The organism is Klebsiella sp. C283 (assembly GCF_048822555.1).
Lineage (GTDB): Bacteria > Pseudomonadota > Gammaproteobacteria > Enterobacterales > Enterobacteriaceae > Klebsiella > Klebsiella quasipneumoniae.
This window is the reverse complement of record NZ_JBMEZS010000006.1, coordinates 194,597-207,341: the sequence shown is the minus strand read 5'-3', so window position 1 is coordinate 207,341 and position 12,745 is coordinate 194,597. Positions and strand designations below refer to the sequence as shown.

Here is a 12,745-nt window from a genome sequence, read left to right as displayed (position 1 = left end):
TGAGATCTAGAATGGGGGATAGTTGGGGGAATTTCAATGACGGGCGGTGCGTCAGCCTGGGTATTGCTGCGATAAGTCCGCCCGTTGCCGGAAAAGCGCGACACGCGGCGCAGCGTGCCGGAAACCGCATTAATGCCTTTTTTGCGCCATCTCCCAGGCCGCCGACAGATTCAACCGCTGCCAGAACTGCTGTTCGGGGGTGGCGCCGGACAGCGGGTAGCCCGCCGGCAGCGCGGTGTTGACCATCAGCGCCCGACGCTGGGCCGCTGACAGCTGCGGCAGAGCAGCCTCCAGCAGCACTTCCGCCCCCTCCGGCGCCTGCAGGCGCGGCTGCGGCCCCTTCTGCCGCGGCAGGTCGTAGGTCATGGCGAAACGAGTGAAATCACGCATCACCGGATCGCGCCAGGGATCGTCTTTCACGCTGCTCTTCGCGCACTCGGCAAGCGACGTACCGCAGGCTTTCGCCAGCGCGGCGCGCAGCTGATCGCGGGCTTCGTTAAATAATACCCGGTAGCGCGGATCGTTAAGATAATGGGCCACGTTGCGCTCGGCCACCATCCGCGAGCCGATCACGTCCAGCGGATAGTGGACGCCCAGCACGATGCGCGAGTAGCCATAGCGGGCGCCGCGCGCCACCAGCGCGTCGTAGCGCTCCGGGATCATCGCCGCCAGCAGCAGCGCATCGGTATAGCCAGTGTTGGTGTGGCCGCTGGGGAACGAGCCGCCGTCGGCGGTATAGGGCTGGTTATCCTTCACCACCACGTCGTCCGGCACCAGGTGAATGGTGTTGCCCTGGACCAGGAACGGCCGCGGATTGTGGAAGTGCTTTTTCGCCTCGCCGGTGCTGACTTCCGAGGCTTTGATCAGCGCCGCCGCTTTCCCCAGCGCGCCCTGGTCATAGGCGGTCAGAAACGCGTTGCCCAGACGAGGCCCCAGCGCGTCGCTGAGGAAATAGAGGTAGCTAATCCCTTGCGCATCGGCCAGCGCCTGACGGCGGGTGGTCTGCACGGCGTCGCGGTTGATGGCGGTCACCGTCGCCAGATTCTGCTTCACGACGGTCTCCGGCAGACTGCTGAACGCCGACAATAGCGCAATATCCGCCTGCTGGTTTGCCCGGGTCTGGAAGTCGTAGCCGCTGGCCTTCAGCCAGGCGGTATCGGCCTGGGTTTTGTTTTGTTTCGTGTGCGCCAACCGATCGCGGGTCAGCGTCGCGGCATCCCCTTGCAGCGCGTGGCGCAACTGCGCCAGCGCCTGTTGCTCAAGATCGTCATACGCCTGACTGGAGGCAGCCGGCGTCACGCTATTGGCGAGGGCCGCCGCCCTGTTCAGCGGGATGTCTTTAGCCAGAACCGGTTGCGCCAGCAGCAGCGCAACGGCCAGCAGCGAGAGTTGCTTTTTCATTATTTTTCCTTTTATTCAAACAATTACCTTGCCTGTCTCCGACGCTAGCGCGGCCGTTTGACGCTTTTATGACAGCGTTATGTTTTGCAACGCTTTTGGCAGAAATGAAACAGCGCGGCGGCGCAGCGGTAATCTCGGCCGATCTGCGGTAAACTATCGGTTAACTTGTTTATTTCCCGGAATCTCTGCATCCATGCTCAGTTATCGCCACAGCTTTCACGCAGGCAACCACGCCGACGTCCTCAAACACACCGTTCAGAGCCTGATCATTGAAGCGCTGAAAGAGAAAGAAAAACCGTTTCTCTACCTGGACACCCACGCCGGCGCGGGCCGCTATCAGCTGAGCGGCGAGCACGCCGAGCGTACCGGCGAGTATCTCGAAGGCATCGCCCGCATCTGGCAGCAGGACGACCTGCCGGCAGAGCTTGAGCCCTATATTTCGGTGGTCGAACACTTCAACCGTAACGGCCAGCTGCGCTACTACCCGGGTTCTCCGCTGATCGCCCGCCAGTTGCTGCGCGAGCAGGACAGCCTGCAGATGACCGAGCTGCACCCGAGCGACTTCCCGCTGCTGCGCGCCGAGTTTCAGAAAGACAGCCGCGCGCGCGTCGATAAAGCCGATGGCTACCAGCAGCTGAAAGCCAAACTGCCGCCAGTCTCGCGCCGCGGTCTGATTCTGATCGACCCGCCGTACGAAATTAAAACCGACTATCAGGCGGTGGTGACCGGAATTAACGAAGGCTACAAACGCTTCGCCACCGGCACCTACGCGCTGTGGTACCCGGTGGTGCTGCGCGCGCAGATCAAACGCATGATCAAAGACTTAGAAGCCACTGGCATTCGCAAGATTCTGCAGATTGAGCTGGCGGTACGTCCTGACAGCGACCAGCGCGGCATGACCGCCTCCGGGATGATCGTCATCAACCCGCCGTGGAAGCTGGAGCAGCAGATGAACAATGTGCTGCCGTGGCTGCACAGCAAGCTGGTGCCGGCCGGTACCGGTCACACGACCGTCAGCTGGATCGTGCCGGAGTAATCGCAACCATCGGTGGAACCTTTTACGCCTCGCGTTACAATCGCGGCAATCAACGATTAAGGACATATGGGCATGAGCAAACATTATGATTACCTCGCCATCGGCGGCGGTAGCGGCGGTATCGCCTCGATTAACCGTGCGGCCATGTACGGCCAGAAGTGCGCGCTGATTGAAGCCAAAGCGCTGGGCGGCACCTGCGTCAACGTCGGCTGCGTGCCGAAAAAAGTGATGTGGCATGCGGCGCAGATCCGCGAAGCGATTCATCTTTACGGCCCGGACTACGGTTTCGATACCACCATCAACCATTTCGACTGGGAGAAGCTGGTCGCCAGCCGCAGCGCCTATATCGACCGCATTCATACCTCCTACGACAACGTGCTGGGTAAGAACAACGTCGACGTGATCAAAGGCTTTGCGCGCTTTGTCGATGCCCACACCGTGGAAGTGAACGGCGAGACCATTACGGCCGATCATATCCTGATCGCCACCGGCGGCCGTCCGAGCCACCCGACCATTCCGGGCGTGGAATACGGTATTGATTCCGACGGTTTCTTCGAACTGCCGGCGCTGCCGAAGCGCGTGGCGGTGGTCGGCGCGGGCTACATCGCCGTTGAGCTGGCGGGGGTGATTAACGGCCTCGGCGCTGAAACCCACCTGTTCGTGCGCAAGCACGCGCCGCTGCGCAGCTTCGATCCGCTGATCGTCGAAACGCTGGTGGAAGTGATGAACGCCGAAGGCCCGCAGTTGCATACCAACGCCATCCCGAAAGCGGTGGTGAAGCATGCCGACGGCAGCCTGACCCTTGAGCTGGAAGATGGCCGCAGCCAGACCGTTGACTGCCTGATCTGGGCGATTGGCCGCGAACCGGCGACCGATAACTTCAACCTGGCGGCTACCGGCGTGAAAACTGACGATAAAGGCTACATCGTCGTCGATAAGTTCCAGAACACCAGCGTGCCGGGCATCTACGCCGTGGGCGATAACACCGGCGCCGTTGAGCTGACCCCGGTGGCCGTGGCCGCTGGCCGTCGTCTCTCCGAACGCCTGTTTAACAACAAACCGGAAGAGCATCTGGACTACAACAACATTCCGACCGTGGTCTTCAGCCACCCGCCTATCGGCACCGTCGGCTTAACCGAGCCGCAGGCGCGCGAGCAGTATGGCGACGACGCCGTGAAGGTCTACAAATCCTCCTTCACCGCGATGTATACCGCCGTCACCTCGCACCGCCAGCCGTGCCGCATGAAGCTGGTGTGCGTCGGCCCGGAAGAGAAGATTGTCGGTATCCATGGCATCGGCTTCGGGATGGATGAGATGCTGCAGGGCTTTGCGGTGGCGTTGAAGATGGGCGCCACCAAAAAAGACTTCGACAACACCGTCGCCATTCACCCAACGGCGGCAGAAGAGTTTGTCACCATGCGCTAAGGCGCGCAGCCCCGTCTCCGGACGGGGCTTTTTTATTGCGCCGCCAGGTGACGCAGGATCTGGTGGCCGATATAGTTGCTCCAGTTAAAGCTGTTTTGCAGCACCACCACCGCATTCTGATTCGCTTTATCAAAACCGATATAGCTCGAATAGCCGCCGATGTACCCCACCTGATAGGTTAATTGCTGCTCGCCGAACGTGTCTGTTACCCAGGCGATATTCGCCGCTTCAATCCGCCGCGGATAATAGTCGACGCTAACGTCGCGGAACGCCTGGTCCAGCGCCGCCTGACCGGTGGGCGCGAAGTGGGCGCGGGCATAGTGAATCAGATCTCCGGCGTCGCTGTACAAACTCGCCGCACCGACCATGTTATGACGGAACTGCCAGTCCGGCGTCAGCGCGCCGCGGGGTTTAAATTTCGGCTGATCGCCAGCATGGCCCAGCGCCCGCCACGGATAATCACGCAGCGTTTGCGGCAGGAAGCTGGTGTTCCCCATCGCCAGCGGGCGGAAGATCATCCGCGAGGCCAGCGTCTCAATCGATTCGCCAGTCTGGTACTGGAGAAGATAGCCGAGGATCGCGTAGCCGAGGTTGGAGTAACTCGGCGCCGGTTCCGCCGGGGCCTGGAAATGCTGCAGATAACTCAGAACGCCATCGGCATCGAGCTCATGGTAGAAGTTTTCGCCATCGTTGAGATAGGCCAGCAGGTGCTCAAGCGACAGCATATTCATCGGTTGCCGCGGCAGCCCTGAGGTATGCGTCACCAGCTGCAGCAAGGTTATCTTACGGGCATCCTCACTCAGCGCGGTACCCGGCGGCAGCAGGGTCTGCAGCGTGTCGTGCCAGTGGAAACGGCCCTCGTTCACCAGCATCGTGACCACTTCGGCGGTAACCCCTTTGCTCAGCGAGCCGAGGGCAAACAGCGTATGCGGGGTTATCGGGTAGCGATGTTGGTCATCGGTCACGCCGAAGCAGTGAAACTCCGCCGGGCCGTTATGATGAATAATTGCCACCACCATGCCGCTGACCTGCTTCTCGCGCATGTAATGCCTGACATAATCATCGACGGAAAGCCGCTGACCGTTGCGCCCTGTCAGACTGGTTTCATTGCTGGGCGGGCTCATTTGCGACAGCGTGCCGGAACAGCCTGAAATCAACAGTAATGCCAGTAGCACAAGGCCTAACCGTTTTTTCAAACTGCACCTGCCTGCCACACGTTATTTGGGATGGGATAAAAAACAGACGCGGGATCGTAGCGGCATTACCCCGCCAGTGCAAAGCGAATACGCTGAAAAATCGATAAGGCCCAGGCCCGTTCGCTACGCCACGCCGTTATTTCCATGGCGCATAAACGCCGGGCGCTGATTGAGCGCCATATACCAGCGCTCCACGGCCGGCATTTCCGGATGGGCAAAGGGCGTCATCTTCCAGCGATGCACCGACAGGCCCAGCACAATATCCGCCAGGGTGAAGCGCTCGCCGGCGACCCACGCCCCGGTCCGCTGCAGCTGCGCTTCGACAATGCGCACGCAGTGGGTCCAGGTGGCAATGCTCTCTTTAATCGCCGCCGGATCCTGAAAGCGGGGATCTTTACGCACCAGCCCCATAAAAGCATGGCGCCAGGCATTATTGAACTCGGTCGCCTGCCAGTCCATCCAGTGCTCCACCTCGGCGGCGGGCTGCGGCCCGGCGGGCAGCAGATCCCAGCGCTCCGCTTTTCGCGCCAGATAGCGGCAAATACTGTTCGACTCCCAGAGCACAAAGTCATCGTCCAGCAGCACCGGCACCAGGCTGTTAGGATTCAGGCGCTGAAATTCGGGGGTGTCCAGGGGCTTAAACCCGCTGCCGTAATCCTCCTGCTGGTACGCCAGCCCGATCTCCTCGCAGGTCCACAGCACTTTCCGTACATTGATTGAAGAGCGTTTGCCCAGAATTGTTAGCATCGTCAGCGATTCCTCAGCCATAAAAGAGAGTTCATTCACTCTACTCTATTGCCAGCCAGCAACAAGGCAGAGCGCTGGATAATGTGTATAGTTGATTCCAGCCTGTTTGCCGAAAAGGAACCCGACATGTTGACCCCTTTTACCGTTTTGATGCCTGCAAATATTCGTTTTGGCCGCGGTCAGGCCCAGAGCGCCGCCCCCTGGCTGGCGCAGCAGGGCGGTCCTGTTCTGCTGGTGCATGGCGCCAGCCCGCAGCGGGCGGCATTTCTCCGCCATCAGCTGGAGGCGCTGCAGCTGGCGGTCACGACGCTGGCGATAAGCCGCGAACCCTGGCTTATCGATATTGAGCAGGGCGTCCAGCTGGCGCGCGAGATAGGGATCAGGGCGGTGGTCAGCCTCGGCGGCGGCGCGGTGATTGACGCCGGTAAGGCGATTGCGGCGCTGGCGCCCGCCACCGGCCCGCTGGTCGACTATCTGGAAGTCGTGGGAACGGGCCGTCAGCTGGAAGCCAGCCCGCTGCCGTTCGTGGCGATCCCCACCACCGCGGGCACAGGCGCGGAAGTCACTAAAAACGCGGTGATCAACGTCGTGGAACAGCAGCGGAAAGTGAGCCTGCGCGACGACCGGATGCTGCCTGACCTGGCTATTGTCGACCCGGCGCTAACCGACAACGCGCCGCGCAGCATCACCCTGAGCTCCGGCCTCGACGCCCTGACCCAGGTGATCGAGCCCTGGCTCTGCAGCCGGGCCACCCCTTTCACCGACGCCCTCTGTCAGCAGGCGATCCCGCGCGGCATCCGCGCGCTGAAGGTTCTGATGGAAAAAGAGTGCCCGGCCAGCCGCGACGAGATGGCCTGGGTCAGCCTGTGCGGCGGAGTGGCGCTGGCGAACGCCGGGCTGGGGGTGATCCACGGCCTCGCCGGCCCGCTGGGCGGCCTGAGCCGCGCCTCGCACGGCGCCTTATGCGGCAGCCTGCTGCCGTTTGGGCTGGCGCTGAATGAGTCGCAGATAAACGACCCCGCCCTGCGCCAGCGCTTCAACGACGTTCGCCGCTGGTTGGCCGACGGGCTGGAGGTCCCGGCGGATCGGGTCTGGGACAGTCTGCGGGAATGGAGCCATCGCGCCGGTCTCGGCACCCTGCGCGACCTCGGCGTGGCGCGCGACGCCCTGGAGCCGGCGGCGCTGGCGGCCAGCACCTCCTCGTCGATGAAGGCCAATCCGGTCAGCCTGAGCAGCGAACAGCTGCTGGAGATGCTGGAGGCGGCGTGGGAGTGAGCGCGCCGGGATAAAATTTTGTTGCATAATGAATGCTCCGAATTTTATCTTCACCTAATCGCGGACTTAATAATTATTTATCAACGTGTTAATTAGAAATCACGGCGTCCCCTGTCGGCGGAAAAGCGTGATCTAACGCACAGTTTACTTCACACTCACCGAAGCGACTGTCTACGCTTAAAAGACAAGGCCGGGTACGCCCGGCCGCGAACTCACGCTATCCGGAGGTCCGTATCGCTATGTTCAGCCAGAAATTACGCCACGTTGAAGACGACGAGTTAAGGATCGACATCGATCCCTGCTACGAAGCCGATCCGTACGAATTAAAGCTGGATGAGATGATTGACGCTGAACCGGAGCCTGAGGTGATCGAGGGGCTTCCGGCCTCCGATGCCCTCACCCCGGCGGATCGCTATCTTGAGCTGTTTACCAACGTGCAAAAATCACGCATTTTTGCCGACAGCAAAACTTTTCCCGACTGCGCGCCGAAACACGACCCGCTGGACATCCTGCGGAATTACCGGAAGGTCAAACGCCAGCCCGATTTCGACCTGCGGCAGTTCGTTGAGGATAATTTCTGGCTGCCGGAGAGCCATACCGACGTCTACATCTCCGACCCCAGCCTGACGCTGAAAGAGCATATCGATAAGCTATGGCCGGTGTTGACCCGCGAGCCTCAGGATCATATCCCCTGGTCATCGCTGCTGGCGCTGCCGCAGGCCTATATCGTGCCCGGCGGTCGCTTTAGCGAAACCTATTACTGGGACTCTTATTTCACCATGCTGGGGCTGGCGGAGAGCGGCCGGGAAGATCTGCTGAAATGCATGGCCGATAACTTCGCCTGGCTGATTGAAACCTACGGGCACATTCCGAACGGCAACCGCACCTACTACCTCAGCCGCTCGCAGCCCCCGGTGTTCGCCCTGATGGTCGAACTCTTTGAAGAGGACGGCGTGCGCGGCGCGAAGCGCTATCTGGATCATCTGAAGATGGAGCATGCCTTCTGGATGGACGGCGCCGAGTCGCTGATCCCGCATCAGGCGTATCGGCACGTGGTCCGCATGCCGGATGGCTCCCTGCTCAATCGCTACTGGGACGACCGGGACACGCCGCGGGATGAATCGTGGCGCGAGGACGTGGAGACCGCCCGACACTCCGGACGGCCGGCCAATGAAGTCTACCGCGACCTGCGGGCGGGCGCCGCGTCCGGCTGGGACTACTCCAGCCGCTGGCTGCGGGATATCACGCGACTGGCCAGTATCCGCACCACGCAGTTTATACCCATCGACCTGAACGCCTTCCTGTTCAAGCTGGAGACGACCATCGCCAACCTCTCCGGCCTGAAGGGCGATCGCGAGACGGAAGCGGCCTTCCGCCAGAAGGCTCAGGATCGGCGGGCGGCGGTTAACCGCTATCTGTGGGACGATGAGAACGGCTGTTTTCGCGATTATGACTGGCGCCGCGAACAGCTGGCGCTGTTTTCCGCCGCCAGCATTGTCACCCTTTACGTCGGCCTGGCGACCCACGAACAGGCGGAACGCCTTGCCGATGCGGTGCGGGCCCGCCTGCTCACCCCCGGCGGGATCATGGCCACCGAATACGAGAGCGGCGAGCAGTGGGATAAACCCAACGGCTGGGCGCCGCTGCAGTGGATGGCGGTGCAGGGATTTAAACGCTACGGCCAGGATCCGCTGGGCGATGAGATCGCCTGGAGCTGGCTGCAGACGGTCAACCACTTCTACAAGCAGCACCACAAACTGATTGAGAAATACCACATCGCCACCGGCGTTCCACATGAGGGCGGCGGCGGGGAGTATCCCCTGCAGGATGGCTTCGGCTGGACCAACGGCGTCGTGCGCCGGCTGATTGGCCTCTACGGCGAGCCAACTTAGTCGGGCTGTTCCCGGCGGCCTTCTCCTGCTATGTTCAGAGGATTCGCCCTGCCCGGAATGACGCTTATGCCTGAACTTCTGACGCCGCGCCTGCGCTGCTCACCGCTGCAGCTGGACGACTGGTCGTTTTTTCTTTCCCTGCAGCAGGATCCGCAGGTCATGCTCTACGTGGCCGACCCCAGGCCGCAGGCGGCCATCCGCGAGGCGTTCGATTCGCGGCTGCCGCCGTGGACGCCCGGGGATGAACACTGGCTGTGCCTGGTGGTGCGCGACAGGCTGACCCATACCCCGCTCGGCCTCACCGGTTACCAACATCATCAGCGCGACATTGCCGAGGTCGGCTTTCTCTTCGCTCCGGCGGCGCAGGGTCGTGGCTACGGCTACGAATCGCTGCGCGCGCTGTGCGACTACGCCTTCACCACCGGCGGCGTCCGCCGCCTGACCGCCAGCGTCACCGCCGGCAACGAGGCGTCCAGGCAGTTACTGCTCAAAGCCGGCTTCCGGCTGGAGGGGGAGCTGCGGGAGAACTACTGGCTCAACAGGCGCTGGCACAACGACTGGCTGTTCGGTCGGCTGCGCGCGGAGGGCGATGCGCCCTAGCGCACCGCCGCTCACGGTCTGACGACAGCGGGGTTCAGAGGAACATCCCTCCCGAGACTTCCACGCGCTGCGCGTTCATCCACGCCAGCTCATCGCTGAGCAGGGCGGCGATGGCGTCGCCGATATCATCCGGCAGCCCGACGCGCCCCAGCGCGGTCTGGGCGGCGATATGCCGATTCACCTCGGCGTTATCGCGCACCACCCCGCCACCAAAGTCGGTCTCAATGGCCCCCGGCGCGATGATGTTCACCGATATCCCCCGTCCGCCCAGCTCTTTCGCCTGATAGCGGGTCAGAACCTCCATCGCCCCCTTCATCGCGGCGTAGGCCGCATAGCCCGGCAGGGCAAAGCGCGCCAGGCCGCTGGAAACGTTGAGGATGCGCCCCCCGTCCTGCAGGAGGGGCAGCAGCCGCTGGGTCAGGAAAAACGGGCCTTTGAACTGGATGTTCATCAGCTCGTCAAACTGCGCTTCGCTGGTCTCGGCGAAGGGGACGTTGAGGCCGATCCCGGCGTTGTTCAGTAAATAATCAAAGGTGGTGCGTCCCCACTTCTGCGCCAGCACCTGCGCCACCTCGCTGGCGAAAGCGTCGAATGTTGAAGGATCGCCGACGTTCAGCGCCAATGCTGCCGCCTTCACCCCTTTTTGCTCAATCTCCGCCACCACCTCGAGCGCCGCCTGGCGGTTGCTGTGATAGGTCAGAAGAATGTCGGTTCCCTTCGCCGCCAGCTTCAACGCGGCGTTTTTACCCAGACCGCGGCTGCCGCCGGTCACTAAAGCGATACGTTGTGTCATCAGAAGACCCCTTTCAGGTTGCGTTGTGATTGTGTTCCAGCTTATTAACTGCCAGTGAAACAATAAATACGCTACATTACGTTTTACTGTTTCATTCACAACAACAATAGGCCATCGGCATGGATAAAATTCATGCAATGCAGTTATTCATTCGCGTAGCGGATCTGGAGAGTTTCTCCCGCGCCGCCGAGACCCTGGCGCTGCCGAAAGGCAGCGTCTCGCGGCAGATTCAGGCCCTGGAAAGCCATCTTGGCGTGCGGCTTCTGCACCGCACCACCCGCCGGGTTCAGCTCACCCAGGATGGGATGGTCTACTACGAGCGGGCGAAGGATCTGCTGAGCAACCTCGACGAACTGGACGGTATGTTCCAGCACGATCCGGCGAGCATCAGCGGCCGGCTGCGGGTGGATATGCCGGTCGGTTTTGCCAAAAAGCTGGTGATCCCGCACCTGCCGGCTTTTTTGCAGCAGTATCCGGGCATCGAACTGGAGCTGAGCAGCAGCGACCGGCTAGTGGACGTGATCCGCGAGGGGTTTGACTGCGTGGTGCGCGTCGGCGCGCTCAAAGACTCCGGGCTTATCGCCCGCCCGCTGGGCAAGCTGACGCAAATTAACTGCGCCAGCCCGGACTACCTGACCCGTTTTGGCTACCCGCAATCCCTGGAGGATCTGGCGGATCATGCCCTGATCCACTACGCCAGCACCCTCGGGGTCCGTCCTTCCGGCTTCGAGGTGGTGATCGACGGCGCCGTGCGCTGGGTAAAAAGCGGCGGCATATTGACGGTCAACAGCACGGAAACCTATCAGGCGGCCTGTATCGCCGGGCTGGGAATTATTCAGGTGCCACGCACCGGCGTGCGCGAGGCGTTACGCGCCGGCGAACTGATTGAGATCCTGCCCCAGTACCGCGCTGAGCCGCTGCCGGTCTCGCTTATCTACCCGCACCGGCGCAATCTCTCCCGCCGCGTGCATCTGTTTATGGAGTGGCTGGGCGGGCTGATGAAAGATTACGTCGATTGATCCGCGCGGAGGGTGAACGGGGGGCGGGCTGATGCATTCCTGCAGGATACGGCATTTAAGGTATACTTTTTGCTGAATCTCGCGGTAAAAAAGGAAGAAATCACGTATGACGCCGGAAAACGACGATCGACGCCCCCCACAGGAACCGGACACGCAGCCGGAGAAAAACAAAAGCCCCCTCGACGCTCTCAATGACACGGCCGTCGGGCAAAAAGCCAGCCAGGCGCTGAAGACCGTCACCGGAACGGCGGCCAAAGTGCAGCGCAACCCGGTAGTCGCCCACCTGATACGCGCCGCAGAGCGCTTCAACGACCGGCTGGGCAATCAGTTCGGCGCGGCCATCACCTACTTCTCGTTCCTGTCGATGATCCCGATCCTGATGGTCTCGTTTGCCGCCGCCGGCTTCGTGCTGGCCTGGCATCCGACCCTGCTGCAGGACATTTTCGACAAAATTCTGCAAAACGTCAGCGACCCGACGCTGGCGGCGACGCTGAAAAACACCATCAACACCGCGGTGCAGCAGCGCACCGCCGTCGGCCTCGTCGGCCTGCTGGTGGCGCTCTATTCCGGTATTAACTGGATGGGCAACCTGCGCGAAGCGATCCGCGCTCAGTCGCGCGACGTCTGGGAGCGCCGGCCGCAGGACGAGGAGAAAATCTGGATAAAATACTTCCGCGATCTTATCTCGCTGATCGGTCTGCTGGTGGCGCTGATTATTACGCTGTCGATCACCTCTGTCGCCGGTTCCGCCCAGCAGTTGATTATCTCCGCGCTGTATCTGGATAATATTGAATGGCTGAAACCCGCCTGGCGGCTGATCGGTCTCGCCATCTCGATTTTTGCCAACTACCTGCTCTTTTTCTGGATCTTCTGGCGGCTGCCGCGCCACCGTCCGCGGCGCAAAGCCCTGTTTCGCGGCACGCTTATCGCGGCGATTGGCTTTGAAATCATCAAAATCGTCATGACCTGGACGCTGCCGGCGCTGGTGAAATCCCCTTCCGGGGCGGCGTTCGGATCGGTGCTGGGGCTGATGGCCTTTTTCTATTTCTTTGCCCGCCTGACGCTGTTCTGCGCCGCGTGGATCGCCACCGCGGAGTATAAAGACGACCGGCGGATGCCGGGCAAAACCCACCGCTGAGGTATTGCGAGGATGAATAAAAGAGGCAAAATTCATCCTCGCGCTTGATTTCAGCAGATAAATCCAGGACGTAACTTTTATTTAACGAAAAACTGGTTTTATTCTCTATCTTTTTAATTGTGTGAAGCATTTCATAGAACTATTTTTTCTGGCGTAAAAATTATCCGCTTTTTGCCTCTTTTTTGCTCATTTTCCGCGTTTGTTACAGATTGAAATGTCCCGG

At 61.1% G+C, this 12,745-nt stretch carries 11 protein-coding genes; 7 read left to right on the top strand and 4 right to left on the bottom strand.

The features are described from left to right. Positions 1-129: 129 nt before the first annotated feature. Positions 130-1,401, bottom strand: a complete 1,272-nt coding sequence (locus tag ACOI7Z_RS13695) for an acid phosphatase (RefSeq protein ID WP_087849073.1) — start codon at positions 1,399-1,401, stop codon at positions 130-132. Between the two features lie 193 nt (positions 1,402-1,594). Between ACOI7Z_RS13695 and ACOI7Z_RS13690 the strand changes: the two genes are divergently transcribed. Together ACOI7Z_RS13690 and gorA are read left to right on the top strand one after the other, a co-directional pair. Further along, entirely contained in the window at positions 1,595-2,437 is an 843-nt protein-coding gene (locus ACOI7Z_RS13690) for a 23S rRNA (adenine(2030)-N(6))-methyltransferase RlmJ (RefSeq protein WP_004204945.1), read from the top strand. A 72-nt stretch (positions 2,438-2,509) separates the two neighbouring features. Next, positions 2,510-3,862, top strand: coding sequence for a glutathione-disulfide reductase (gene gorA, locus ACOI7Z_RS13685; protein WP_032454297.1), 1,353 nt, complete (start codon positions 2,510-2,512; stop codon positions 3,860-3,862). 32 nt (positions 3,863-3,894) lie between these two features. On the opposite strand, the gene ACOI7Z_RS13680 is transcribed toward gorA, so the two are convergent. Beyond that, the gene (locus tag ACOI7Z_RS13680) at positions 3,895-4,986 is read right to left on the bottom strand and encodes a serine hydrolase domain-containing protein (RefSeq protein ID WP_065882861.1); all 1,092 of its coding nucleotides are present in this window, start codon (positions 4,984-4,986) and stop codon (positions 3,895-3,897) included. Positions 4,987-5,181: 195 nt separating this feature from the next. Next, positions 5,182-5,805, bottom strand: a complete 624-nt coding sequence (locus tag ACOI7Z_RS13675; protein WP_065882909.1) for a glutathione S-transferase family protein — start codon at positions 5,803-5,805, stop codon at positions 5,182-5,184. 126 nt (positions 5,806-5,931) lie between these two features. Here ACOI7Z_RS13675 and ACOI7Z_RS13670 point away from each other — a divergent pair, with 126 nt between their 5' ends. The 3 genes from ACOI7Z_RS13670 (at position 5,932) to ACOI7Z_RS13660 (ending at position 9,572) form a co-directional block, all read left to right on the top strand. Beyond that, positions 5,932-7,080, top strand: a complete 1,149-nt coding sequence (locus tag ACOI7Z_RS13670) for an iron-containing alcohol dehydrogenase (RefSeq protein WP_087849072.1) — start codon at positions 5,932-5,934, stop codon at positions 7,078-7,080. Between the two features lie 239 nt (positions 7,081-7,319). Further along, positions 7,320-8,972, top strand: a complete 1,653-nt coding sequence (locus ACOI7Z_RS13665) for an alpha,alpha-trehalase (protein ID WP_087849071.1) — start codon at positions 7,320-7,322, stop codon at positions 8,970-8,972. A 66-nt stretch (positions 8,973-9,038) separates the two neighbouring features. Next, positions 9,039-9,572, top strand: coding sequence for a GNAT family N-acetyltransferase (locus ACOI7Z_RS13660; RefSeq protein ID WP_087849070.1), 534 nt, complete (start codon positions 9,039-9,041; stop codon positions 9,570-9,572). A 34-nt stretch (positions 9,573-9,606) separates the two neighbouring features. On the opposite strand, the gene ACOI7Z_RS13655 is transcribed toward ACOI7Z_RS13660, so the two are convergent. After that, positions 9,607-10,365, bottom strand: a complete 759-nt coding sequence (locus tag ACOI7Z_RS13655) for an SDR family NAD(P)-dependent oxidoreductase (RefSeq protein WP_023291284.1) — start codon at positions 10,363-10,365, stop codon at positions 9,607-9,609. A 119-nt stretch (positions 10,366-10,484) separates the two neighbouring features. Here ACOI7Z_RS13655 and ACOI7Z_RS13650 point away from each other — a divergent pair, with 119 nt between their 5' ends. Together ACOI7Z_RS13650 and yhjD are read left to right on the top strand one after the other, a co-directional pair. Next, positions 10,485-11,384 carry a LysR family transcriptional regulator gene (locus tag ACOI7Z_RS13650; RefSeq protein ID WP_023291285.1) on the top strand — a complete coding sequence of 300 codons (900 nt, stop codon included), beginning with the start codon at positions 10,485-10,487 and terminating at the stop codon, positions 11,382-11,384. A 106-nt stretch (positions 11,385-11,490) separates the two neighbouring features. Then, the gene (gene yhjD, locus ACOI7Z_RS13645; RefSeq protein WP_023291286.1) at positions 11,491-12,522 is read left to right on the top strand and encodes an inner membrane protein YhjD; all 1,032 of its coding nucleotides are present in this window, start codon (positions 11,491-11,493) and stop codon (positions 12,520-12,522) included. The last annotated feature ends 223 nt before the right edge of the window (positions 12,523-12,745 follow it).